The sequence below is a fragment of the Thauera aminoaromatica genome, from assembly GCF_000021765.1.
In the GTDB taxonomy this organism is placed as follows: domain Bacteria; phylum Pseudomonadota; class Gammaproteobacteria; order Burkholderiales; family Rhodocyclaceae; genus Thauera; species Thauera aminoaromatica.
Genome location: NC_011662.2, coordinates 289,793 through 313,289 on the forward strand (window position 1 = coordinate 289,793; position 23,497 = coordinate 313,289).

At 63.4% G+C, this 23,497-nt stretch carries 19 protein-coding genes and 1 pseudogene; 12 read left to right on the forward strand and 8 right to left on the reverse strand.

Annotated elements, in window-relative coordinates; translation table 11 throughout:
• Positions 1 to 1,198 precede the first annotated feature (1,198 nt).
• Entirely contained in the window at positions 1,199 to 2,560 is a 1,362-nt protein-coding gene (locus TMZ1T_RS01220) for an IS1380 family transposase (protein WP_004357889.1), read from the reverse strand.
• Positions 2,561 to 2,645: 85 nt separating this feature from the next.
• Positions 2,646 to 3,869: a hypothetical protein gene (locus TMZ1T_RS20950; RefSeq protein ID WP_012584320.1), complete on the reverse strand. Its 1,224-nt coding sequence runs from the start codon at positions 3,867 to 3,869 to the stop codon at positions 2,646 to 2,648.
• Positions 3,870 to 4,422: 553 nt separating this feature from the next.
• On the opposite strand from TMZ1T_RS20950, the gene TMZ1T_RS01230 reads away from it, so the two are divergent.
• Complete coding sequence (locus tag TMZ1T_RS01230) at positions 4,423 to 5,460, forward strand: IS5-like element ISAzo41 family transposase (RefSeq protein ID WP_012584321.1); 1,038 nt, start codon at positions 4,423 to 4,425, stop codon at positions 5,458 to 5,460.
• A gap of 113 nt (positions 5,461 to 5,573) precedes the next feature.
• On the opposite strand, the gene TMZ1T_RS01235 is transcribed toward TMZ1T_RS01230, so the two are convergent.
• Positions 5,574 to 6,101 carry a tyrosine-type recombinase/integrase gene (locus TMZ1T_RS01235; RefSeq protein ID WP_012584322.1) on the reverse strand — a complete coding sequence of 176 codons (528 nt, stop codon included), beginning with the start codon at positions 6,099 to 6,101 and terminating at the stop codon, positions 5,574 to 5,576.
• Between the two features lie 228 nt (positions 6,102 to 6,329).
• Here TMZ1T_RS01235 and TMZ1T_RS01240 point away from each other — a divergent pair, with 228 nt between their 5' ends.
• Both TMZ1T_RS01240 and TMZ1T_RS01245 read left to right on the forward strand, forming a co-directional pair.
• Positions 6,330 to 7,205, forward strand: coding sequence for a tyrosine-type recombinase/integrase (locus tag TMZ1T_RS01240; protein WP_004265662.1), 876 nt, complete (start codon positions 6,330 to 6,332; stop codon positions 7,203 to 7,205).
• 7 nt (positions 7,206 to 7,212) lie between these two features.
• Positions 7,213 to 8,418, forward strand: coding sequence for an IS91 family transposase (locus TMZ1T_RS01245; protein WP_012584323.1), 1,206 nt, complete (start codon positions 7,213 to 7,215; stop codon positions 8,416 to 8,418).
• 506 nt (positions 8,419 to 8,924) lie between these two features.
• Here the strand turns inward: TMZ1T_RS01245 and TMZ1T_RS01250 are convergent.
• Positions 8,925 to 9,524, reverse strand: coding sequence for an OmpA family protein (locus tag TMZ1T_RS01250; protein WP_012584324.1), 600 nt, complete (start codon positions 9,522 to 9,524; stop codon positions 8,925 to 8,927).
• Positions 9,525 to 9,575: 51 nt separating this feature from the next.
• On the reverse strand, positions 9,576 to 10,538 hold the full coding sequence (locus TMZ1T_RS01255) for a TerC family protein (protein ID WP_012584325.1): 963 nt from the start codon (positions 10,536 to 10,538) through the stop codon (positions 9,576 to 9,578).
• A gap of 628 nt (positions 10,539 to 11,166) precedes the next feature.
• Between TMZ1T_RS01255 and TMZ1T_RS01260 the strand changes: the two genes are divergently transcribed.
• The 7 genes from TMZ1T_RS01260 to TMZ1T_RS01290 all read left to right on the forward strand — a co-directional run bounded on the left by TMZ1T_RS01260 (position 11,167) and on the right by TMZ1T_RS01290 (position 19,802).
• Positions 11,167 to 12,501, forward strand: coding sequence for a hemolysin family protein (locus TMZ1T_RS01260; protein WP_012584326.1), 1,335 nt, complete (start codon positions 11,167 to 11,169; stop codon positions 12,499 to 12,501).
• A 37-nt stretch (positions 12,502 to 12,538) separates the two neighbouring features.
• Positions 12,539 to 13,414: a protease HtpX gene (gene htpX / locus TMZ1T_RS01265; RefSeq protein ID WP_012584327.1), complete on the forward strand. Its 876-nt coding sequence runs from the start codon at positions 12,539 to 12,541 to the stop codon at positions 13,412 to 13,414.
• Between the two features lie 25 nt (positions 13,415 to 13,439).
• On the forward strand, positions 13,440 to 14,531 hold the full coding sequence (locus TMZ1T_RS01270; protein WP_012584328.1) for an AI-2E family transporter: 1,092 nt from the start codon (positions 13,440 to 13,442) through the stop codon (positions 14,529 to 14,531).
• Between the two features lie 30 nt (positions 14,532 to 14,561).
• The gene (locus tag TMZ1T_RS01275) at positions 14,562 to 14,861 is read left to right on the forward strand and encodes a hypothetical protein (RefSeq protein ID WP_012584329.1); all 300 of its coding nucleotides are present in this window, start codon (positions 14,562 to 14,564) and stop codon (positions 14,859 to 14,861) included.
• 324 nt (positions 14,862 to 15,185) lie between these two features.
• The gene (locus tag TMZ1T_RS01280; protein ID WP_012584330.1) at positions 15,186 to 17,861 is read left to right on the forward strand and encodes a cation-translocating P-type ATPase; all 2,676 of its coding nucleotides are present in this window, start codon (positions 15,186 to 15,188) and stop codon (positions 17,859 to 17,861) included.
• Positions 17,862 to 18,177: 316 nt separating this feature from the next.
• Positions 18,178 to 18,597 carry a hypothetical protein gene (locus TMZ1T_RS01285; protein WP_021248568.1) on the forward strand — a complete coding sequence of 140 codons (420 nt, stop codon included), beginning with the start codon at positions 18,178 to 18,180 and terminating at the stop codon, positions 18,595 to 18,597.
• A 128-nt stretch (positions 18,598 to 18,725) separates the two neighbouring features.
• A complete protein-coding gene (locus tag TMZ1T_RS01290) occupies positions 18,726 to 19,802 on the forward strand; it encodes a calcium/sodium antiporter (protein ID WP_012584332.1) in 1,077 nt (358 codons plus the stop codon).
• Between the two features lie 526 nt (positions 19,803 to 20,328).
• Here the strand turns inward: TMZ1T_RS01290 and tnpC are convergent.
• Genes tnpC through tnpA form a run of 3 tightly spaced genes read right to left on the reverse strand, consistent with a single transcriptional unit; the run spans position 20,329 to position 22,621 of the window.
• Positions 20,329 to 21,924, reverse strand: coding sequence for an IS66 family transposase (gene tnpC / locus TMZ1T_RS01295; protein WP_012584333.1), 1,596 nt, complete (start codon positions 21,922 to 21,924; stop codon positions 20,329 to 20,331).
• Positions 21,925 to 21,953: 29 nt separating this feature from the next.
• Positions 21,954 to 22,313, reverse strand: a complete 360-nt coding sequence (tnpB, locus tag TMZ1T_RS01300) for an IS66 family insertion sequence element accessory protein TnpB (protein WP_012584334.1) — start codon at positions 22,311 to 22,313, stop codon at positions 21,954 to 21,956.
• Positions 22,313 to 22,621 (reverse strand): IS66 family insertion sequence element accessory protein TnpA, encoded by a 309-nt coding sequence (gene tnpA / locus TMZ1T_RS01305; protein ID WP_012584335.1) that lies wholly within the window; start codon positions 22,619 to 22,621, stop codon positions 22,313 to 22,315. Before tnpA ends, tnpB (TMZ1T_RS01300) begins: the two co-directional genes overlap by 1 nt.
• Before the next feature lie 221 nt (positions 22,622 to 22,842).
• Here tnpA and TMZ1T_RS01310 point away from each other — a divergent pair.
• Positions 22,843 to 23,130: pseudogene (locus TMZ1T_RS01310) on the forward strand (transposase); the annotation flags it as partial.
• On the forward strand, positions 23,099 to 23,473 hold the full coding sequence (gene tnpB / locus TMZ1T_RS21820; RefSeq protein ID WP_455431905.1) for an IS66 family insertion sequence element accessory protein TnpB: 375 nt from the start codon (positions 23,099 to 23,101) through the stop codon (positions 23,471 to 23,473). The pseudogene TMZ1T_RS01310 and the gene tnpB (TMZ1T_RS21820), both read left to right, overlap by 32 nt.
• Positions 23,474 to 23,497 lie beyond the last annotated feature (24 nt).

Below are 23,497 nucleotides of genomic sequence, written 5' to 3' on the forward strand. Positions count from 1 at the left end.
GGAGCGGGAGTACACGGTAGATCTTTCGGCCTTGAGAAAGTAATGCTTCTTCGTTTGACCGTCAGTTCCTCGCTCATGCACGGGGCCTACTCGCGGCCTAGGGTATCGACCTATGTGAGTAGCCATTGCGCCGGTAATGTCGTCGACGAGCGACTCTGCCATGGCGTGCACTTGGGATGGCTCTTGTTGGCCTTCAAAGGCTTGGGCAATTAGGAAGAAGGTCCCGTCCTCGGCCAAACAGCAGATCTCTCCAGTCGCAAAGAAATAGGGCAATTCCTCAAGATCGTAGGCTTCCCCAAGTAGTTCGACCTGCCAGCGTGTCATTGATGTATTTTCTGCTGTCTAACCAGTAGGGCCTATCCCTTGCGTTGCGAGCGTAATTCAGTGTGCGAGTGCGCGCCGCAAGGGATAAGCCTCATTGAACTTGACCGCCGCTCGGTCGGTGGCATTGGCGATACTACGCGCAGCCCATCCACATTGGATAGCGCATAGCTCGGTCTTGGCATCCAGAATGCCAGCAGTGGCGATTTGACCGCTAGATGCATGAGCTTCCGCAAGCCCGACGCTAAGCCGACCGACAGCTTGTGGCTGAACTGAGAGATTTCCGGCGACTAAGCCACGCAGCATCTCGCAGGCCTCCTACGATAGTCTCAAAGCAACCCAATGCCGCTGCTGAGCTTTCAGAAAAGCTGTCGCTCAACCTCGAAGCTCAGTCGACGGACAAAAGTCTTGCTTTTGGCCGGTCGGCTGCAGCCTATTGTTACCCCTAAAACAGAATGTTGTTGATGTCACTAGCCGTGTTCCTGCCAGCTCGATGATCGCTGCTTGTCTTGGGGAGCGTAAAGGTATAACGGCCATCACCCTGGAATACCGCCTTATAGTGCTTTCCGTCCTCTGAGAGTTCAAAGCCCATCCTGGCGAGCGTGCTTCTTGTACGCGCATCCATGTCTCTATAGCCTGAATCCGTGTTGTCTTCAGCGCGTACCCGCTCCGCGAGCCCCAGCGCATGATTTTTCTGCTGCCTGACTCCCAATCTCAGCTCACCGCAGCCCCGAGCACCGTCCTTTCACGGCCCGGAGGCCCGGCGAGCCGGGCTTACGGGGGGTGCGCTACGTCATTTTCCTGCTCCCACGCGGCCGTCGCCCTTTCGCCGCAGCGAAATGGCCTCGATTCGGAGAATTTGGCCGTCGGATTTGCATCACGGCGAAGCCACCGCGCACAGTCGCGCCTGCACCGTGGTGAACACCTTCACATGCGCGGCGACGCCGCGTCCGAAGTCCAGCACCAGGCGGCGGGCGTGTTCGACGAACTTCGCCGCACGGTACATCACCTCCTGCAGCACTGTCTTGATGCGTCGGCGCTTGGCCGGGTGACGGATCGGCGAGAGCTCGCCGGTCAGCCCGAGTTGGCCGATCAGGCGCAGGCAGTTGTAGGCGAACGCGGCCAGATGCATGACCGCGTCGTTGGTGTCGAACTTGCCCGAGGGCAGGCGCTCGAGGTCCAGGTCGGTCTTGATCTCGGAGTGGAACTGCTCGTGCGTGCCGTGGTGCTTGTAGAGCTCGATCACGTCAGCCATCGCCACTTCGAGGCTGGTCCACCAGCCTTCGATCTCGATCTCGGGGGTCAGCAGGTGCTGGCCCTTCTTGTCGATCGTGCGCTCGGTCACCCGCACCACCAGACGCAGCGTGCGCTTGGCCTTCTTCCAGGCACGGTCGATCTTCAGGTCCAGCAGCCCCACCCGCTTGCCCGCGCGCACTTCCTCGAAGACGCCGGCGGCCTCGGCCCGGTCCACCCAGGCGGTCTTGTCCTGACGGCGCGGATTCCACTTGGTGAGGTAGTCGAACGAACGCCCCAGCGCTGCCCAGCGATCGCGCTCGTCGGCCAGCGCGAACAGCAGCCGGGCGCTGTCGAAGCCGCTGTCGGCCCGCCACAGCAGCTTCGCATCGGCCGCACACACCCGGCGCAGGCGCGGGAACGCGCGCTCGAAGAAATACTCGGTCTCCAGCGCCGAGTGGTGCGACCCCGCGCGCAGCTCCAGGCCGAGGTTCCAGCCCTCGTTGCCCAGGTACAGCGCGATCGGCGTGTAGCCATCGACGCCCTGGTAAGTGCGGCTGACCGCCTCCTTCTTGGTGTCGGAGTTGTCCATCACGAAGGTGTCCAGATCGGCGCAGACGTAGCCCTTGTGCGCCGTGATCGGCGCCTCGGTGCGCTCGAGCAGGCGCAGGCTCAGCTCGTCGGTCAGCTCGCGCAGCTCGGCCGCGCGGGCATCGAGCCGTTGGCGCATCCACACGCTGCCGGGCACCTTGGCGAGCCCGAGCGCTTCCTTGAAGAAGCGGTCGCCGCGAAACGGCTCGATCGCCTCGAAGTCGCTTTTGCCCAGGCTCAGCAGCCCCACCACCGACTTGACCAGGTCCGAGCTCCGCATACCCTGCGACACCGGCAGCCTCGGGTCGATCACCGCCTCGACCTGTGCCGCCTGGCAGCACTGCCCGATCAACGCCAGGCCCGAGTAGGACGTCAGATTGAGCTTGGCGGATTGCTTGACTTCGAAGCGCGGCATGGTCGGTTGGGTGAAAGGCTCGGATGCGTAATTATACAATTACATCAATGCGTTAGGCTGGATTTCCGGCTAAGCGAACACGGATTCAGGTATAGGTCTTGAAGAGTGACTTGATTTCCTCTTCGAGTTTCTGCCTAGTATCCGATGATTTGTTAGCAGCCAACAGATCCGTCAAGACGTGATGGCGACGGCTATTTTCTCGGGCGGCACGTAGCGCTTCCCGCAGCGCGTCAACAATGATGTCAGCGATTTCGTGTTCATATAGATCCTGCTCCTTCCCGGCATTAACTAAGCCGCGAGTTGAAGACTGACTGGATGAAGTGACTCGCCTAAGCTCAGCGTTAAGTCTTGAAATTTCCTGCTCGGCGTCAGCCAGTTTGACGTCCTTGGCTGCTTGATCCGCGTCAAACGCCTCGATGTACTCTTGTAGCGCTGTGGATCCCTGCGATTTCAACAAATCGTAGCGCTTACGGGAAATCGATTCCTTTAGATGTGCCCACGTACAATTGGTGCGAGCCCTTCTATTTGAAAGCGCGAGGCGAATGTCCTTTGCAATTTCAATCTGTATGGCGCGAGGGTTCGGTGTTTCGTCATCGATAAAGTATGCGTTGCGCGCATTGCTCTCAGGCCAGTAGACGCCGATAGTGCCACCGAATACGTTACCAGAGTTTGTGAGCGTTTTAACCTTAAATGAAAATATTCGGCTAGGCTCAACTACCACGTGCGCCATTCCGGATACGAATTTCGCCAGTTCGTCGGGATTGATTAGATGGGTACCGTCGAAGCCCGCGCTGACGTAGACAATGGGCAGCTTGTTATTTGCCACTCCCATCATTAGCGCTGCAGCAATTCCAGCCTCGCCCTCGCCCAAACGGAACGGCTTGTCGGTTACTGGTATTTCCCCATCCATGCCGCCGCCCAACTCCGTGAGAGCTTGGCGAATGAAGTACGGCTTCTTCGGAGGGGGTAACCTAACTGCGGTACTGAGAGCTTCACACGAAACCTGAAGGCTGAGCATATGTCGCTCGGGGGTCTTGAGCGACACAATAGATGTAACCCACTCAAGACCATTTTCCGTACGTACGTGCCGGAGGCCACCGATGTCGTAGTCGGCGTTCTTAGCGATAGCGGTGGTTACCTCCTCTGGTCCGTTTGAGTAGCGCTGCTCCAAATCGAGCGGCAGCTCATCAAAAGCCGTTGAAGGAATTCTCGTGTGAGGACTCCCCGTCACCCACTTGCATGCCAAACGGACTACGTCCTCAACGCTATTCTTTGTGTCGATCGGAAATTCTGTTGAAAAGTTGGCCATGACATTTGCTTGCAACGAAAAAAGATAAGGTATTTTCGCCCGCAAATATGCGGGCTCATCCGTTATATTTTGGTATATTAATTCAAATCTGCACCCGTATCAGACTATTCCTAGGCTCTTTCTTGTTTAATCCGAGTTATTTCAGAACCTAAATCAGCAGCGAAACCCGGCAGGGGGTGAAAGTCGTCTCGATGGCTCTGGGAGCTTCTATGCCGAAAACATGAAGTGTAACAGCGACGGACTGCTCTTGGCCGATAGTACCCCCTCGGCATCATCACCGTAAGCAGCCGCCCGCCGGCAAAAGGTGCTTGGCGGGCAGCCGCGCCGGGTTCAGATCTCAATCTGCTCGGAGATCTCCAAGGCATCATCGACCTCGATGCCCAAGTACCGCACTGTCGACTCCAGCTTGGAGTGACCCAGTAGGAGTTGAACGGCCCTCAGATTCTTCGTGCGCTTGTAGATCAATGTCGCCTTCGTGCGGGCGCCTCGAAAAACCTCCGCCTCGCCCGCCCTTGGTAAAATTACGACGTCCTGAACCCCGCAGCCTGCACCGATGAAACCGCGTAGCGCCATCAAGACCGACCTGTTCGCCGACGAGCATCACCGCAAGAAGATCGATTCGCTGGGCGACCCGCTGATCGACATCGAGTCGCACATCGACTTTGCGGCGCTGGCCGCCGAGGTCGATCGGGTCGCACCGCGCACGGTCAGCGCGCAAGGCGGCCGTCCGCCTTACCCGACGGAGACGATGGTTCGGATCCTGGTGCTCAAGCGCCTGTACAACCTGTCGGACGAGCAGATGGAGTACCAGCTGCTCGACCGCATGAGCTACAAACGCTTCTGCGGGCTCGCGAACGCAGCCAATATTCCGGACCGCACCACGGTGTGGACCTTCGAGAACCGGATCGGTGAGCTTGGCGCGAAGGCGCTCTTCGAGGGCGTCTCGGCGCAGCTGCTCAAACGGGGCTTCATCGCGCGTGGCGGGCAGATCATCGACGCCACCTTGGTGCCTGCCCCCAAGCAGCACAACAGCCGAGGGGAGAAGGCGCTGATCGACCAAGGCGCGATGCCTGCCGACTGGAAGCCGGCCAAGCGCCGGCAGAAGGACACCGACGCCACCTGGACGAAGAAACACGGCAAGAGCCACTTCGGCTACAAGCTGTCGATCAACGTCGACAAGAAGTACAAATTCATCCGTGCGCTCGAGACCGACACGGCCAGCACGCACGACAGCCAGCACTTCGACAACGTCTTCGACACGAGCAACACGAGCCGCGACGTCTATGCCGATCGCGGCTATCCGTCCGAGGAGCGGGCGGCCTGGTTGAAGGCGAACGGCTTTCGGAATCAAATCCAGCGCAAAGGACAACGCAACAAGCCGCTGTCCGAATGCCAGCAGCGGCGGAACACGCGCATCGCGCGGACGCGAGCGCGGGTGGAACACCCGTTCGCGGCCATCGCGCAAATGGGCGGCAAGTTGATCCGAACCATCGGCCAGGCGCGGGCGAGCTTCGCGATGACGATGATGGCAGCCTGCTACAACCTGAAGCGGCTGACGTATTTCCAGAAGGCCGGAATCGTGGCCTTCTGACGCCCGAAATGGGCCGAACCGCCGCTGCCCGAGGCGATTCGGAGCAAAAACGGGACAACGCCGCCGGGTGAGGCAGCGTGGTGCCGAGGAAGTCGAGCGGAATTCCGTCGTGATCATCGTTGCACGGCAGGATTTACTGAATACCTCGGGTTATTCGAGGTGCCCGTGCGTCGCATCGAGTGCGTACCGTAGGCGGACGGATCGAGGCCGGCGGCCACCACCCAGTGCTCGACGATCCTCGCGTACTGACGGGTAGAGACATGCGGTGAGTCGTGCAGGCGGCTCGGAAAGAGGAAGTCCTCCGCCCTCAGGCCGGCCTTCGCGATCCAGGCAGCCACAGCCGTACGCGTGGGCTCGGTCAGTTCGAACTGCACGGGCCGCTGCGTTTTCCGCTGCACGACCATGGCGCGTGAGAGCACCTGGTTTCCATGGGTCACGTCGCGCACCCGCAGGCTGACGAGGTCACACCCTCGGAGCTTGCTATCGATCGCGAGGTTGAACATGGCGAGGTCGCGCACTTCGTGCGCGTTCTGCAGATGAATACGGATGGCCCAGATGTCCTTGGGTTTGAGCGGTGCCTTCTGGCCCACCAACTTCCCCTTGTTCCAGGCTTCCCGAAGCGGATGTTCTCGGGTTTCCATGACAGACTCCTTGTTGTTGATCGGAGTCTGATTCTTGAGCCCGTGGCGTGCGGCGGCTATCGGGGAAGATGCCCACAGCGTACTATCGGCCAGGGGACTAAACCGCTCGCGCGGTAGGGGTGTGCTGAACCGCTCGTGACGAGCATCGAAGTTCGTGGTTTCCATCGGCAGCGGGCTTGCCATGGTGGGAGATGAGGCAATCGGCCTCATTTTCGACAGGAGCAAGCCATGGACACCCCGACTCGTCCCGTCAGCCCCTTGCGCCAGCGCATGCTCGACGACATGCGGATGCGCAAGCTCACCCCCAAGACGCAGAGTGCGTACATCCGTGCGGTGTGCCGGTTCACGCGCTATCTGGGGCGCGCGCCCGATAGCGCCACGGTGGAGGACCTGCGCAACTACCAGTTGCACCTGGTCGATACCGGCACCTCGCCGATGTCGCTCAACGCCGCCATCAGCGGGCTGAAGTTCTTCTTCGATATCACGCTTCAACGCGGCGAGTTGATGGCACGAATGCAGCCGGTCCGGCTGCCGCAGCGCTTGCCGGTGGTGCTCAGCCGCGAGGAGGTCGCGCGCCTGATCGCCGCCTGCAACAATCTCAAGCACCAGACGGCGCTGTCGCTCGCCTACGCGACCGGACTGCGAGCGAGCGAAGTGGTCTCGCTCAAGGTCAGCGACGTCGACAGCGGGCGCATGACCCTGCGGGTCGAGCAAGGCAAAGGCCGCAAGGATCGCTACGCGATGCTCTCGCCCCTGCTGCTGGAGCGGTTGCGCGTGTGGTGGCGGGTCGCCCGGGCGCAGGGCAAGATGCTCGATGGCGGCTGGTTGTTCCCGGGCCTCAACCCGATCGAGTCACTGAGCCCGCGTCAGCTCAATCGCGCTGTTCAGGCCGCCGCCCTGGCGGCCGGCATCGACAAGCGGGTGTCGATGCACACGCTTCGCCACTGCTTCGCGACCCACCTGCTCGAGCAGAAGGTCGACATCCGCATCATCCAGGCGCTGCTCGGCCACAAGAAACTCGACACCACGGTGATCTACACGCAGGTCGCCACCGACCTGCTGCGCGAAGTCGTCAGTCCGCTGGAGACCTTGCAGTCGGCGTAGGCGCATCGTGGCTCGCCCCGCACTGGAGGTCGCGGACATCTTCCGCGCCTTCGGGCCGGCGTGGCGTCTCGCCCAGCACGGTCACCTGAGCCTCGGGCAGTTGAAGGTCATGTCGGCCATCGAACAGTGCCGCACTGCGGCGCTGGGTGGGCATGTGCTGCGCTGTGAGGCCTGCGAGCAGATCGACATCAGCTACAACTCGTGCCGCAACCGGCACTGCCCGAAGTGTCAGGCGCGGGCTGCCCAGCGTTGGCTCGAGGCCCGGCAGGCGGACCTGCTGCCGGTCGAGTATTACCACGTGGTCTTCACGCTGCCGGCGCCGATCAGCGCGTTCGCCTACACGAACAAGGCGCTCGTCTATCGGCTGCTGTTCGAGGTCGCCGCCGAGACGCTGCTCACCATCGCTGCCGACCCGAAGCACCTCGGCGCGACGATCGGCGCCACGCTCGTGCTGCACACGTGGGGTTCGGCGATGACGCACCACCCGCACGTGCACGGCATCGTCCCCGGGGGCGGCCTGTCGGCCGACGGGCAACGCTGGATTGCCTGCAGGCATGGCTTCTTCTTGCCGGTCCGCGTGCTCTCGCGGCTGTTCCGGCGGCGTTTCCTGGAAGAGCTGGCGAAGGCGCATCGCGCCGGGGCGCTGCGCTTCTTCGGCGAGTTCGCCCCGCTGGCACAACTGGCCGCGTTCCTGCGCTGGCTCGCGCCGCTGCGCACGAGCGAATGGGTCGTCTATGCCAAGCGGCCCTTCGCCGGCCCCGAGGCGGTGCTCGCCTACCTGTCGCGCTACACCCATCGGGTGGCGATCTCGAACCGTCGCCTGGTGTCGCTCGACGCCGGCAGCGTCTCCTTCCGCTGGAAGGACTACCGCGCCAAGGGGCGCACCCGCCACAAGACGATGACGCTCACTGCCGAGGAGTTCATGCGCCGCTTCCTGTTGCACGTGTTGCCGTGCGGCTTTCACCGCATCCGGCACTACGGATTGCTCGCCAACGCAGGACGGCGGCAGCACCTAGCGCATGCGCGCGAGTTGCTCGTCGCGACGCCGCCAGACGATCCACACGCCATCGCGGTGGAGCCAGCCGCCGCGCTGTCGACCACGCCCACCGCCGGCTTCGTGTGTCGCTGCTGTGGATCGGTGATGCGCGTCATCGAGACCTTTGCTCGGGGTGCGACGATCCGGGCGCCGCCACTCCATGGGGCGACCTCATGACCGGGCATCGCGTCCACGCCCGCAGCCTTCCGCCAGCACCCGTTCGGACGGGCCTGGTCGAAACCCGCTGCGCCCGCCACGCGCCTTCGCATCACATGTCGCGCTGCACTGACGCCGCCCATGCCACCGAGGGCGGGCAACGGCTTCACGCAACACGCCGCACATGGCGCAGCACCATGCACATCGCGTACCTGCGCGGTCGGGCGGCGCTCAAATGCCCATAGCGCTGCGCCCCGATTGAACGGCCTCGCCTCGTTTCGCGGTTTCCTCCCCCGGGCTTTGTCCAACGCCTGCCCACCGACCTGGGTCGGACCTTCATCGCCGCGAGGCAGGGGCAGGCGTCGAACAAAGCTAAACACAAGCTGCCCCCCGACGCTCTGGAGCGTGAATCGTTAAGCCGTCAGCTTCGCCCGGATACCTGCCGCACTAGCGGATGATCTGCAACTTGGCCACAAGCTTAGCGACGGTCTCCCTGAGCAGAACCTTGGCCGGCTCTTCGCCGGGCATCAGCGATCACGGACGCGGACATAAATCTCAACCCAGTGATTGGTGGGGGAGCGTGCACGGTTGTGGTGCTCACCAAAAGGAATGATCTGTATCCGGCCAACGGGCACGCGCATGGCGATCAACTGCTTGCGCACAACCATCAGGGATTGCTCGGCGAGACCGATGTTCAACTGCGGACTTCCACCATCGGGCACGAAGCCTTCCAGCGAAAGTGTGACGCGCTCGTCGGCCTTCGCTGCCTCGGCTACCTCGCGCAGACGGGCGGTCATTTCGGGCGATAGGGAGTCTGCAATCGGCGGCAGCTCGATGACGGCAACCGGTTCCTCTGCGAGGGACGGCATCCCGGTGTCTGCCGCTCCGAACGAGGACTGGCTAGCCCTCGATGCAGCCAGCTCAGCCGAGGAGCCGCCTGCAATCGGATGGGTGGATGCTCCCTGCACCCGCATGCCCTCGGCACTGTTTCCTGACTGCAGACCTTGATCGGGTACCACCGTGCATCCGACAAGCCCGAGTAACACGAAGGCAGGGAGCAGAGGACATTGCCGCTTTGCTCTTGCGGTCACCCGGGTGTGAGTGAGTACGCGTGCTTTGATTGTCATGGTCAGATTCCTCTCCTTGTTGCCGCCAATCTTGTTCGAGGCCTGTCCTCTTCAGACGACGGGTTTCGCCTTGCGCGCCGAGTACCACAGGCTGGCGAACACCGAGCACGCCAGGATGGTGGCAACCACCGACAGCGACACCAGCACGGGAATCTTCACCCACTCGACGATCAACATCTTGGTGCCGATGAAGACCAGGATCGCCGCCAGGCCGTACTTGAGCAGCTCGAAGCGGTCGCCGAGGTCGGCGAGCAGGAAGTACATCGCGCGCAGGCCGAGGATGGCGAAGAGGTTCGAGGTGAGCACGATGAAGGGGTCGGTGGTGATCGCGAAGATCGCCGGGATGCTGTCGACCGCGAAGATCACGTCGGAGATCTCGACCAGGACCAGGGCGAGGAATAGCGGGGTCATCATGCGCACGCCATCGCGCATCACGAAGAAGCGCTCGCCCTCGAGCTTCTCGGTGACCGGGTAGTGGTTGCGGATCCAGCGGATGAGGGGGTTCTTCTCGAGGTCGGGGTCGTGCTCGGAGAACCACGCCATCTTGATGCCGGTGACGATCAGGAAGGCGCCGAAGACGTACAGCAGCCAGTGGAACTCGTTGATCAGCCAGCTTCCGGCGAAGATCATGATCGTGCGCAGCACGATCGCGCCGACGATGCCGTACAGCAGCACGCGGCGCTGAAGCTCCAGCGGTACCGCGAAGAAGCTGAAGATCATCATCCACACGAAGACGTTGTCGACCGCGAGCGACTTCTCGACCAGGTAGCCGGTGACGAAGGCGGTCGCCTGCTCGTTGGCCAGCGCACGCCCGAGCGTGCCGTCGAGGTACCACCACAGCCCGGCGGCGAACAGCATCGCCACCGTGACCCAGGCGAGCGACCAGCCCGCCGCTTCCTTCAGCGACACCCGGTGCTGCTTGCCGCCGCCGAAGGCGAACAGGTCGACCAGCAACATCGTCACCACGATGGCGGCAAAGGCCGCCCACATCCACCACGTTCCGATCGATTCCATCGCGCGCTCCGCACACAAAAACAAAAAGGGCCTGTTCCCGAAGGACACAGACCCTTGCGTATGCTTCGCTCGCACGGACCTTGCCCCTCGGGCAAGGTCTCGCTTGCAACGATGTCGTTGCCTGCAGCACCGGGAGGACGTATTGCGACGATCCTACCGTGATGACGATGCTGCAGCGTGAAAAGCTACTCCCCTTGATGGAGAGCGAGTGTATGTTGCGCTACAGCAAAGTCAAGGACCGTGGTGAGTAGGATCCTCTTTCAGATATCGACACGGCCCCCCAACTCGGGCATGATTATTTTCGTCGCAACAGATAAAGGATTGCGCGGGGTGTTCTGCACTCCGCTCTATGAGTCGTTTTACCCGCCTCCAGAGAACTCTCTCTGCATCCCCGGACGATGGAAGCGATCTGTCTCCGGAAGACGTCCCAGGTCGATGTTGTCCCTGGTTCGTAAGACGCTTTACCACGCACACGAAACGATACGACGCCCTCCGTGATGGGGCTTGTCGGACGCGCCATGCGCCCTTGTGGCCGTGTGGGGCGGGTCCCCTGCGTTCATCTCTCGGCCATGCCTGCGGGCAGGCCTTCGCTCGTCCTCCCCTTTGCGCATTGCGCTGAACCTACACCATGGAAATCGCCTTACTCATCGCCCTCATCGTGCTCAACGGTGTCTTTGCAATGTCCGAGATCGCGCTCGTCACCGCGCGCCGCGCGCGCCTCGCACGGCTTGCGGACGACGGTGACGGCTCGGCCGCAGTCGCCATGAAGCTCGGCGAGGATCCCACGCGCTTCCTGTCCACGATCCAGATCGGCATCACCTCGATCGGCATCCTCAACGGCATCGTCGGCGAGGCGGCCCTCGCGGGCCCGCTGGCGGAGTGGTTGCAGACGCTGGGCATGGAGCAGCGCACCAGCGAGATCGGATCGACCGTGCTGGTCGTCGTCGTCATCACTTACGTCTCGATCGTGGTCGGCGAGCTCGTCCCCAAGCGCATCGGCCAGATCAATCCGGAGGGCATCGCCCGCCTCGTAGCCCGGCCCATGAATGTGCTGGCCATGGCCTCGCGCCCCTTCGTCTATCTGCTGGCCGGTTCGACCGCGCTGCTGCTACGTCTGATGGGACAACGCGAGACGACTGGCCCCAGCGTGACTGAGGAAGAAATCCACGCGATGCTCAATGAGGGCTCGGAAGCCGGCGTCATCGAGAAGAGCGAACATGAGATGGTGCGCAACGTGTTCCGCCTCGACGATCGTCAGATCGGCTCGCTGATGGTGCCGCGTGCCGACATCGTCACCCTGGACGTGGATCGCCCCCTCGATGAGAACCTCGCGCTGGTGGCCGAATCCGCGCACTCGAGTTTCCCGGTGTGCCGGGATGGGCTGGATGAGATCCTCGGCATCGTCAGCGCCAAGCAGATCTTCTCCCAGATGGTGCGTGGCGAGTCGGTCGACTTCACACAAAACCTGCAGGCGCCGGTCTACGTGCCCGAATCGCTCACCGGCATGGAACTGCTCGATCAGTTCCGGGCCTCCGGCACGTACATCGTCTTCGTGATCGACGAGTACGGCGAGGTGCAAGGCATGGTCACGCTGCACGACGTCATCGAATCCGTGACCGGCGAGTTCCTCCCGCACGACACGAAGGAATCGTGGGCCGTGCAGCGCGAGGACGGCTCCTGGCTGCTCGATGGACTCATCCCGATCGTCGAGTTCAAGGATCGCCTGGGCATCAAGGCCGTGCCCGAAGAAGAAAAGGGGCGATACCACACGCTGTCGGGCATGGTGATGTGGCTGCTCGGCCGCCTGCCCAACACCGGCGACATCGCCACCTGGGAGAACTGGCGTTTCGAGGTCATCGACCTCGACGGCAAGCGCATCGACAAGGTACTGGCGATGCAACGGCCGGAACCGGCCCCTGAGACGATCGTCGAAAGCGAGTCTCAGGCGCCTTCGCAAGCCTGAGGCGTGGCAACACACGAATTTTCTGATGGAGTTTTCGATGAAACGCGTTCTGCTATTCCTCGCCACGAACCTGGCGGTGGTGCTCGTGCTGGGCATCGTCGCGAACCTGCTGGGCGTCAACCGCTTCCTCACCGCGAACGGGCTGAACCTCGGGGCGTTGCTGGGCTTTGCGGCCATCATGGGCTTCGGCGGCGCCTTCATCTCGCTGCTGATGTCCAAGCCGATCGCCAAGTGGAGCACTGGCGCCCACGTGATCGACCAGCCGCGCAACGCCACCGAACAGTGGCTGGTCGAGTCGGTGGCCCGCATGGCCAAGGGCGCCGGGATCCCGATGCCCGAGGTCGCGATCTACGAGGGCGACCCGAACGCCTTTGCGACCGGTGCAAGCAAGAGCAGCTCCCTGGTCGCGGTATCCACCGGCCTGCTGCAGACCATGTCGCGGGAAGAGGCCGAGGCCGTCCTTGCTCACGAAGTCGCCCACATCGCCAACGGTGACATGGTGACGCTGACCCTGATCCAGGGCGTGGTGAATACCTTCGTCGTGTTCCTGTCGCGCGTCGTCGGCTACCTGGTCGATTCCTTCCTGCGCCGCAACGATGAGGAGTCGAGCGGCCCGGGCATTGGCTACATGGTGACAACGATCGTCTGCGACATCCTCTTCGGCGTGCTCGCCAGCATCATCGTTGCGTGGTTCTCGCGCCAGCGTGAGTTCCGTGCCGATGCCGGTGCCGCACAACTGATGGGCAGCGCCCAGCCCATGGTGGGCGCGCTGCGCCGCCTCGGCGGGCTGGAGGCGGGCGAGCTGCCGCAGAACGTCGCCACCGCCGGCATCGCAGGCCGCCCTGCGTGGATGGCCCTGTTCGCGAGCCATCCGCCGATCGAAGAGCGCATCCGCGCACTGCAATCCCGCTGACCGCTAAAGCTCCTCGCGAATCCCCATGATCGATCAGGTTGCCGAGAAGATTGTCCGCAGAGTCATCCTCGGCTTCCTGCTCGGCGGTCTGTTGGTCCTCAGCTATGCCGTGCTGCACGTTTTCATCGTACCCGTGGCCTGGGCGATCATCATTGCATTTGCGACCTGGCCGCTTTATCGGAAGCTGCGCGCGCGCCTGAGGCGTTACCCGACGGTCAGCGCGCTGCTGATGACCTTGCTGCTCAGCGCTGCATTCATTCTGCCCGCGCTATGGATGGGCGCGCTGCTGCGAACGGAAGTCGGTGTGGCCATTGCCACGGTCACGGCGCAGATCAAGGCGGGCTCCCTTGCGCTCCCGGATTTCATTCGCTCGATGCCGTGGGTGGGCGATTGGCTGCAGTCGCTCCTCGACAGCCTTACCGGTGACCCCGACGCCTTCAGGGCACAACTCACCGAGTGGGTGCGGCAGGGCAGCGACCAAGCGGTCGCACTCATCGGCGATGTGGGGCGGAACGCCGCCAAGCTCGGCTTTGCGCTGATCACCGTGTTTTTCCTGTACCGCGATGGCGACCGTGTGCTGGCCCAGGTCCAGGTGGTGCTGCACCGGTTTCTGGGCGAGCGGGTCGACGCCTACCTCGCCGCTGTCGGTGGCATGACGAAAGCGGTGGTCTGGGGGCTGATTGCGACCGCGCTGGGGCAAGGCCTGGTGGCTGGGCTGGGTTATTGGTGGGCGGGCCTTCCCGCGCCGGTGCTGCTCGGGGCGGTGACCGCCTTGATTGCGATGATCCCCTTCGGCACTCCATTCGCGTGGGGCTCCCTGGGCGTCTGGTTGCTCGTCAGTGGCGATACGGCCGCCGGCATCGGCCTGCTGCTATGGGGAACCTTGGTCGTGAGCTGGGTCGACAACCTCATTCGCCCCCTTGTCATCAGCAACGCAACCCAGATACCGTTCCTGCTCGTGATGTTCGGGGTCCTCGGTGGCTTGGCGGCATTTGGCCTGGTCGGCCTCTTCCTGGGGCCGGTGGTCTTGGCAGTCCTGATGGCGGTATGGCGGGAATGGATCGAGGAGTCCGACCTAGTCAGCCTCAATCATGCTTCATCCACAAGCAAGAGTTGAGCCGGCGCAGCTTCTGAAGGACATGCTGAGATGGCAGTGAAACGCGCCTTTCCGACCTACTTCAGTGCCCGCTGGAACGGGCATCGGCCCGCGCGCAGCCTCTTCTGGTGGGACCTGACGATCGTCGGAACCTTGGTCAATGGCGTCATGGGCCTGATTGCGCTGATCTTGCTCGCAAAAGGCGTCGATGGCTCTGTCTGGTTGGCGCTTCACCTCCTGCTGATCCCCTACAACCTATTCCTCGTCTTCAGTGTGCACCGGAATACCGGATCCAACCTGATCCACAGGGGCGGATCGATTGCCTGGTTCGGTTGTACGTTGCTGGTTTGAAGGATGCTCGAACGGCAATCGCGCGCAGTGCTCCTCAACGAAGCGAATGACGCCACCGTTAAGGATCCTGGCGGACGATCGGCTCGCCTCCGTTGACTTTGCGATTGACCCACTTACACTCGAGCGCATCAAGGGGAGTAGCTTCACACGTCCCGGCATCGTCATCACGGAAGTTTGATCGAATGACCACTTCCCGGTGCCGGGGGTAACGAGCGTATCCGTTACAAGCGAGACCTTGCCCGTGGGCAAGGTCCGTGCAGCGACAACATGCAAGGGTCTGTGTCCTTCGGGAACAGACCCTTTGTTGTTTCTGTGGAGTCGAACTTGGACACGAACACGCGCCCCTCCGTGGTTCCCTGGCATGCGATACCCGACAAGGCCGTCTGTCGCAAGCTTGAGGTCGCCCCCGATACCGGCTTGCTGCAGACGGAGGTTGCTGTCCGGCTGCAGCGCCATGGTCCGAATCGGCTCGCGGAGAAGCCTCCGCGCCCCGCATGGCTCAAGTTTCTCGACCAGTTCAGGAGTGTGCTGATCGGGATCCTGATCGGCGCAGCGCTGCTCGCCGGACTGATCGGCGACATCAAGGATGCGGCGGTCATTGCCGTGGTCGTTCTGCTCAACGCGACGCTGGGCTTCTTCCAGGAGCGCCGTGCGGAGAACGCGCTGGCCGCCTTGCGCGGCATGCTGGCGCCAAGCGCGCGGGTACGCCGTGATCGCGAAACCCGCGTCGTTCCTGCCGAAGAGCTCGTGCCGGGCGATATCCTGCTGCTCGAAGCGGGCGATCGCGTGCCGGCCGATGCCAGGGTGCTGCAGGCGCATGGGGCCGAAGTGGCCGAGGCGGCGCTGACCGGCGAGTCCCATGCGGTCGGCAAGACCGCCGGGGCGGTGGATGGCGGCGCATCCCTCGCCGAACGTGTCTGCATGGTGTTCATGAACACCGTGATCACCCGGGGTCGCATCGAAGCCGTGGTGATCGCAACCGGCATGCACACCGAAATGGGGCGCCTGGCCGGGCTGCTTGCTCAGACCGCCGAGTCCTCGACACCCCTGCAGATCCAGCTCGATGCGCTGGGTAAGCGTCTCGCGTTCATCGCCGCCGTGGTGGTCGGCCTGATGTTCGTGGCCGGGCTGATGCGTGGTGATGACCTGATCACGACGGCGATGACGGCCATCGCCCTCGCCGTCGCCGCGATCCCCGAGGGTCTGCCGGCCGTGGTCACGGTGACGCTCGCGCTCGGCATGCACCGCATGGCCAGGCGCCACGTGATCGTCAAGAAGCTTGCCGCAGTCGAGACGCTCGGCTGCACCACGGTGATCTGCTCGGACAAGACGGGCACGCTGACGCTGAACCAGATGACCGCTCGCGTGCTGCACGCTGCAGGTCGCCGCTACGCCATCGAAGGCGAAGGCTATGTCGCCGCTGGCCGCATTCTCGACGAAGAGGGGCGCGCTGCCGGCACCGAGCTTCATGGACTCCTGCTCCCAGCCGCCTTGTGCGCCGACGCACGCCTGCAGGACGGCCAGCTGATCGGCGACCCGACTGAAGGCGCATTGCTTGCGCTCGCGGTCAAGGCGGGGGTGGATCCTGCGTTGCAGAACCGGCACACCCCGCGTATTGCCGAGCTGCCATTCGACTCGGCACACAAGTTCATGGCGACCTTCCACCATGATGGCGACGCGGTGCAGATCTGGGTGAAAGGTGCGCCGGACGTGCTCATCAGTCGCGCCGCGCGCATGCAAGGCCCGGACGGCGAGGTCGCGCTCGACACGGACGCGCAAGAAACGCTGCTCCGTGCCAATCAGCAGCTCGCCGAGGGCGCGATGCGGGTGCTCGCGCTCGCCGGACGCCGGATTCCGGCGTCTGCGTTCGACCCTTCCGCTGACCTGATGGACTGGGTGAAGGACCTGAACCTGTACGGATTGGTCGGCATCATCGATCCGCCGCGCCCCGAGGCGCGCGAGTCGATTGCACAGTGCAATGCTGCAGGGATCCAGGTGAAGATGATCACTGGCGACCATCCGCTGACGGCCGCCGCCATCGCGCGCGAGCTCGGGCTGGTCGGCGAGGTGCATGAGGGGCGCGAGCTCGATGGCCTGAGCGAGGAGGCCACCACCGCCCTGGTCGAACGCAGCGCGGTGTTCGCGCGGGTGGCGCCGGAGCACAAGATGCGCATCGTGGAATCGCTGCAGCGGCGCGGTCATGTCGTGGCGATGACGGGCGATGGCGTCAATGATGCGCCTGCGCTCAAACGTGCCGACATCGGCGTGGCGATGGGCATCACCGGCACGGAAGTCACCAAGGAGGCTGCCACCCTGGTGCTCACGGACGACAACTTTGCCTCCATCGTCGGCGCCGTACGCGAGGGACGAACGATCTACGAGAACATCGTCAAGTTCGTCCGTTTCCAGCTGTCGACCAACATCGGCGCCATTCTCACCGTGCTTGGGGCGCCCTTCATGGGCCTGGCGACACCCTTCACCGCAGTGCAGATCCTCTGGGTGAACATCATCATGGACGGCCCGCCGGCGATGACCCTCGGCGTGGAGCCGGCCCGCCCCGGGATCATGGACCAGCCGCCACGCTCGGACGATGCCGCCATCCTGTCGCCGCAGCGCATGTGGCGCATCGCGCTGTACGGGCTGACCATGGCGGTGGGGACCCTGGGCGTCTATGCGTGGGCCATGGCCTCGGGCGATACCGCCCGCGCGATGACGCTGGCCTTCACAACCTTCGTGCTCTTCCAGTTCTTCAACATCTTCAATGCCCGCACCGAGCACGGCAGCGCCTTCAATCGCCAGTTCTTCAGCAATGGGAAGCTATGGGTGGCCCTGCTGGGCGTGGTCCTGCTGCAAGTCGTCGTGGTGCATTGGGCGCCAGCGCAGACGGTGTTCGACACCGTCGACCTGAGTGTGAATGACTGGTTGATTGCCAGTGCTGTCGCATCCTCGACGCTTTTGCTCGAAGAGGCACGCAAGCTGTTGTTCAGGCTGGTGAGGTGACAGCAGATCTGCATGGGGCCGGTTCTTTCTGCCGGCACAGGCCGGTCCCCTTCAACCGAATTACCAGAGAACGGCCTTGCCGCATCACTGGGGAAGGTCTCAGTCCGGCCAGGAGCTGTAGGGCACCCTCACGGCGGATCTGCGATTCCGGTGGCCACTCTAGCCCAGGTACAAGTCGTTCCCAGTTCGGGGCGCTAATTAGCGCGCTGCGATCAAAAGTTCGTCGAAAAAACGGAAGCTTACCATCCTCATAAACGATTAATTCGAACGTTGAACAGTGTAAGAATGGCTTCCGTTACTGCAATACAGCCAGGAGATGATCTTGTTCTACGCACTCAGTTGGTTTTCGGTGTTCGGCCTACTCGCACTCTGGTCGCTATCAGCCTGGGCGCTGCATTCAGTTGCCGTTTGGTCGGTTTCGAATGCCAGCGCGCTGACCGGTGTCGCATCAGGTGTCGAGGGGCTGCGTCTGCCGGAATGGCTACCGTCTTGGGTGCCGCCGGAGATCGCACAGGCGATGACTTCGCTGCTGGCAGGTTTTGTGCCGGTCATGGAAGGTCTGTTGCAGGCTATGCCAGTGCTGGCGGGCGGCCTGACCATGGTGGCCTGGGTAATCTGGGGTCTTGGCAGTGCGCTGCTGCTCCTGCTTGGAGCGGGGCTGCATCTGAGCATTGCAATGTGGCGCCGCCACAGCGGTGATTCCGGGCCGCAACCGGCGAGTCGGTTGGCGGCATGACGGGAGTCACCCCTCCGCGTAAGGGTATTCGACGCCGTGCTCAAGTGGTCCATCGCCAATTTCTTGGCTGTTCGCGCAAGGCGGATAATGCGTATTGGGCAACTTTTTGAGCTCTGCAGGAACTGATCATGAACCTTCTCTTGTTCCTCGGCGGCCTGACCTTGCTGGTTATCGGCGCCGACATCCTGGTTCGCGGTGCGTCCAAGCTGGCGATGTCCGTCGGTATCAGCCCGCTTGTCGTCGGGCTCACCATCGTTGCCTTTGGCACTAGCGCGCCCGAGGTTGCGGTGAGCGTTGGCGCCATCCTCGACGGCAAGACCGACATTGCCATCGGCAACGTGGTGGGCAGCAACATCTTCAATGTGCTGTTCATCTTGGGCATCAGTGCCCTGATCACGCCGCTGGTAGTCAACATCCAGTTGATCCGGCAGGAGGTGCCGATCATGCTGGGCGCAAGCCTGTTGCTGCTGGCGCTCACTCTGGATGGCAGGCTCTCGTTCCTTGACGGGGGCTTCCTGTTTGCCCTGCTGTTGGCCTACACCGTATTCTTGGTCGTGCAATCGCGGCGCGAGACCCAAGCCGCAAAGGACGAGTTTGCCGAAGAGATCAAGCCAGCTCAGACCGGAGCCTGGGACAGCCACTGGGCTGTGCAGATAGGATTGATCGCTGCGGGTCTGGTGGCGCTGGTCTTCGGCTCGGACTACCTGGTCCAGGCTTCGGTGAACTTTGCCAAGGCCATGGGTGTGAGCGACCTCGTCATCGGCCTGACGATCGTCGCCGCCGGCACCAGCATGCCTGAGGTGGCTACCAGCATCACAGCCGCGATCAAGGGCGAACGCGATATCGCGGTGGGGAACGTCGTCGGCAGCAACACCTTCAACATCCTGGGCTGCCTGGGCTTGTCGGGGCTGGTGTCGGGCGACCTGGGCCTGGCGATGGCGCCATCGCTGCTGGCCTTCGATATCTGGGTGATGTTGGCGGTGGCCCTGGCCTGCCTGCCGGTGTTCATGACCGGTCGCGAGATCGCGCGCTGGGAAGGCGGCGTCTTTTTGGGTTACTACATCGCCTACGTGGCCTACCTGCTTCTGGCGGCGCAGCAGCATGATGTGCTGCCGGTCTTCTCGAGCGTGATGATGAGCTTTGTCGTACCGCTGACCGTGGTGACCCTGGTGGTGGTGGTGATCCGCCGTCCGTCCGCAACATGACGGCGCCCATCGTGCAGCGGTTACGCGAAACATCCGCAGCCTTATCCGAAGAGCGGGTGTCGATGCAAACCCTGGCGCACGGCCACGGGGCCGCAGCACACGGCACTATGCTGCTGTTGATGGCAGGGCCTTGCCTCCTGCCCGCATATTGATGAGTCCGCGCCGTTCCGTCCAAACGGGACGTCGCAATGCATACGCAGATTCTCCATCGATTCAAAGGTCGCTCGCGAATGGCGGGTTTCTGCAGGAAGACGTCGCAAAGCCCTCGATTCAGCGACCGTCCGGTCTGGGTCGGTAGTTCCAGTTGGCAGGACGGAGAAGCCGCCGTTCGCCGTCGCCCGACGCGCGAACGGCAGGTGACCGGCACATTGTTGCCTGACTGCGCCATAAAGCCACAGGCAGCTGCGGCCGAGGACTTGACATCGCCCCAGCGCGCACGTAAGCGTCCGCCCAATGCCGTCTTCCCTTCAGCGTAGCTGTCGCTGACGATCGCCCCTCGGTAAGCGCTCACCCAGCGGCGTCGTTGCTACGCAGCGCGCCTTGAGATATCCGAGCGCAACGGCGCTTTGCCGAAGTGCTGCTTCCACAGCCTTGGCGTCAGCTGTGCGACGTCTGCGGCCGGATGTTGGTCGACACGCTGGAGCACGTCGACGAGATAGTCGTACGGATCGAGTTCATGCAGCCGACAGGTCGCAATCAGGCTCTGGACGACGCCGACATGCTGGGCGCCGAGCTCGGTCCAGCTGAACATCCAATTTTTTCGACCCAACGGAATTGGCCGTAGCGCCCGTTCAAGGTGGTTGGTATCGATCGGCACATCCGGGTCGGCCAGGAACACTTCCAGTGCCGCCCGTCGCTTGTGCGCGTAGATCAGCGCCTTGGTCAGCGGGCTGCTCGGCAGCAGCCCTTGCGCGTCCAGGCGTTCCTGTACCCACGTGAAGAAGGCCGCCACGATCGGCCGCGCGTGATCGAGCCGGTACTCGCGCTTGGCCTCGCCCTTGAGCTTGTCGTCGCGGATCTTCGCTTCGACCGTGTAGAGCGCGCCGATGAACTCGAGCGCCTTGGCCGCCAGCTCGGGCTCGGCCGCTTCGGCGTTGATGAATTCGCGTCGGCAGTGCGTCCAGCACTGCGCGTGCGTGAGCCCGGTCTTGCTCGCGTAGGTCTCGTAGGCGCCATAGCCGTCCGAGAGCAGCACACCCCCCTCGGTGGGCTTGAGCCCAAGCACCTTCTCGACGTTGCTGTGCGCGCGGCTGTCGAAGAACGGGAAACAGATCTCGTGCAACTCGCCATAGACTGGCCAGAAGTAGCAGGCCTTCATCTTGCCCGGGCCGGCCCGCCCGGCCTTGATCGGGGTCTCGTCCATGGCCTTGACGCGGCTGGCGCGGATCGATGCGAGCTGCGCCTCGTAGATCGGCACGAGCAGTGCGGCCGCCTGCGCAGCCAGTTGCGTGAGCCAGGCGCGGCTGACCGTGATGCCCGCGTCCGCCAGGCGCTGATGCTGGCGGTACAGCGGGAGGTGCCAGGCGAACTTGTCGAGCAGCAGCCCGACCAGGAAACTCACGTCGGCGCGGCTGCCCTCGAGCACCCCGGCGGGCGCCGCCGGGCAGTGGATCGTCTGCGTGTCGCGACGCTTGATGACCGGGCGCACGTACTTGAGGATCACGTAGCTGCCCGGGCGCTGCGCCAAGCGGTGGCTGACCTTCTCGCCGATCACCTCGAACTGGTCGGCGGCAAGCCCCTCGGTCTCGGGGTTGGCGAGCGTGATGGTCTCGATCGGGACGCGCGTCTCGTCGAAGAACAGCGCCGATTCGTCCTTGTCCTGTGCGTAGTCGGTGCGCGGCGCACGGCGGGTGTGTCCCGCCACGGTCTTGCCGGCGAGTTCGGGCTGTGTGTCGGGGATCGGCAACTCGCCCAGATGCATCTGCGCCGGGTCCGGTGAGACCAGGCGCTTCTCGCTCTTCTGGCCGAAGAGCTGGCGGCGGAACCACTCGAGCTGATGTTGGATGGTCTGCACTTGGCGCTGCAGATCCTCATGCGCCTGGGCCAGCTCGACGACGCGCTCGGGCGCCCACTGGGCGGCCTCGGCAAGGGTCGGAACAGGGGCGGAAGACGGCGCGGGCATGACGCGTATTTTACCGTAGAACCCAGCATTCATGCGGGTTGCACAGCGTTTTCGGGCAGCCGGAAACGGCGCTTGTAGCGGATCGGCTCGATGCCTTCGAGCAGCAGCTTGAGCCCGGTCCAGTCCATCTGGCGCGTGCGAACCTGCGCCCAGTTCGACACGAAGCGCCCCTGTTCGAGGCGCTTGGCCCACACACAGAATCCGGTGCGATCCCAGTACAGCACCTTCATCTGCGTGCCGCGCCGGTTGATGAATACGAACAGCTCGCCCGACAGCGGATCGCAGCCGAGCGCCTGGCGGGTGAGCGCGTACAGGCCATCGAAGGATTTGCGCATGTCGACCGGGCGGCCATAAACATGGACCCGGACCGCGCCTTCGGGGAAGAACATCAGCCGCGCGACAGGTGAAGGATCACGCCCTCGCCCAGATCGAGTCGGAGCTCGAGGCGACCCGTGCCGCCGAGTTTGAGCGTGCCGGCGTCGACGAAGCCGATGCGCTCCATCGCCGGCGCGGCGCACTGCGTACTCGGCTCGCCCAGCAGGCTACGCCAGCGCCGGAAGGTCGACTCGCTGAGCCCCTCACGGGCGCAGAACGGCTCGACCCCCAGCCCACTCTCGGCAAACCGCGCGATGGCTGCTTGCCATTCCTGACGGCTACGCCGCCGCCACTTGTTGTTGGTCGCTGTCGCCCTGGTCACTGCCGGCTCCTCCCTGATGAATGTGGGAGGGATTGTTCTGCGCGGACGGGGGCTGGAGAAGGACGCCGCTCAGTGACCGGTTACGCCCCTCGGAGGGGGCACCCAAATTTGTGCCCACAATTGCATTCATGGACACAAATTTGGACGAACGTCCGCATCGCGGCCCGCGCGGGCCATACCGCCGCCATTCGATCGATTTCAAGCGCACCGTCGTCGAACAGTCGCTGCAACCGGGCGCCTCCGTGTCGCGTCTCGCTCGCCAGCACGACGTCAACGCCAACCAGATTTTCGCGTGGCGCAAGGCCTACCAGGAAGGCCGCCTGGGGGTAGCTGCGTTCGTACCGATCATCCTCGCCGACACCGACGATGAGGACGCGCCCGAGATGCTCGATACCCCAGCGGCCGCGTTCGGTCGGCTGACGATCGAGCGCAAGGGCGCACGGCTGACCGTCGAGGGACGTCCCGACGCCCAGGTGCTTGCGCAGGTGCTGGCGGCGCTGCTGCGATGATCGTCCCGCCCTCCGGGACGCGGATCTGGATCGCGGCCGGCATCACCGACATGCGGCGCGGCTTCGACGGCCTGGCCGCGCTCTCGTTCAGACCCAACTCCAGGCCGATCCCTTCAGCGGACAGATCTTCGTGTTCCGGGGCCGGCGTGGAGACCGGATCAAGGTGCTGTGGTGGGACGGCGACGGGCTGTGCTTGTTCGCCAAGCGGCTCGAGCACGGCAGATTCGTCTGGCCGCAGGTGACTCATGGGACCGTGGCGCTGACGCCGGCCCAGTTGTCGATGCTGCTCGAGGGCATCGACTGGCGGCGTCCGATCAGAACGGCGCCGAATCGCGCTGCATAGCGGCTTATAGGAGCTTTTTAGCGT

Bases quoted from the DNA above. Each gene is read 5' to 3' on its own strand.
- htpX (WP_012584327.1), top strand. From the start codon at position 12,539: ATGAAACGCGTTCTGCTATTCCTCGCCACGAACCTGGCGGTGGTGCTC.
- TMZ1T_RS01260 (WP_012584326.1), top strand. From the start codon at position 11,167: ATGGAAATCGCCTTACTCATCGCCCTCATCGTGCTCAACGGTGTCTTT.
- TMZ1T_RS01240 (WP_004265662.1), top strand. From the start codon at position 6,330: ATGGACACCCCGACTCGTCCCGTCAGCCCCTTGCGCCAGCGCATGCTC.
- tnpB (WP_012584334.1), bottom strand. From the start codon at position 22,313: ATGTTCTTCCCCGAAGGCGCGGTCCGGGTCCATGTTTATGGCCGCCCG.
- TMZ1T_RS01275 (WP_012584329.1), top strand. From the start codon at position 14,562: ATGGCAGTGAAACGCGCCTTTCCGACCTACTTCAGTGCCCGCTGGAAC.
- TMZ1T_RS01255 (WP_012584325.1), bottom strand. From the start codon at position 10,538: ATGGAATCGATCGGAACGTGGTGGATGTGGGCGGCCTTTGCCGCCATC.
- TMZ1T_RS01220 (WP_004357889.1), bottom strand. From the start codon at position 2,560: ATGCCGCGCTTCGAAGTCAAGCAATCCGCCAAGCTCAATCTGACGTCC.
- TMZ1T_RS01270 (WP_012584328.1), top strand. From the start codon at position 13,440: ATGATCGATCAGGTTGCCGAGAAGATTGTCCGCAGAGTCATCCTCGGC.
- TMZ1T_RS20950 (WP_012584320.1), bottom strand. From the start codon at position 3,869: ATGGCCAACTTTTCAACAGAATTTCCGATCGACACAAAGAATAGCGTT.
- tnpC (WP_012584333.1), bottom strand. From the start codon at position 21,924: ATGCCCGCGCCGTCTTCCGCCCCTGTTCCGACCCTTGCCGAGGCCGCC.
- TMZ1T_RS01290 (WP_012584332.1), top strand. From the start codon at position 18,726: ATGAACCTTCTCTTGTTCCTCGGCGGCCTGACCTTGCTGGTTATCGGC.
- TMZ1T_RS01250 (WP_012584324.1), bottom strand. From the start codon at position 9,524: ATGACAATCAAAGCACGCGTACTCACTCACACCCGGGTGACCGCAAGA.
- TMZ1T_RS01285 (WP_021248568.1), top strand. From the start codon at position 18,178: ATGATCTTGTTCTACGCACTCAGTTGGTTTTCGGTGTTCGGCCTACTC.
- TMZ1T_RS01230 (WP_012584321.1), top strand. From the start codon at position 4,423: ATGAAACCGCGTAGCGCCATCAAGACCGACCTGTTCGCCGACGAGCAT.
- TMZ1T_RS01235 (WP_012584322.1), bottom strand. From the start codon at position 6,101: ATGGAAACCCGAGAACATCCGCTTCGGGAAGCCTGGAACAAGGGGAAG.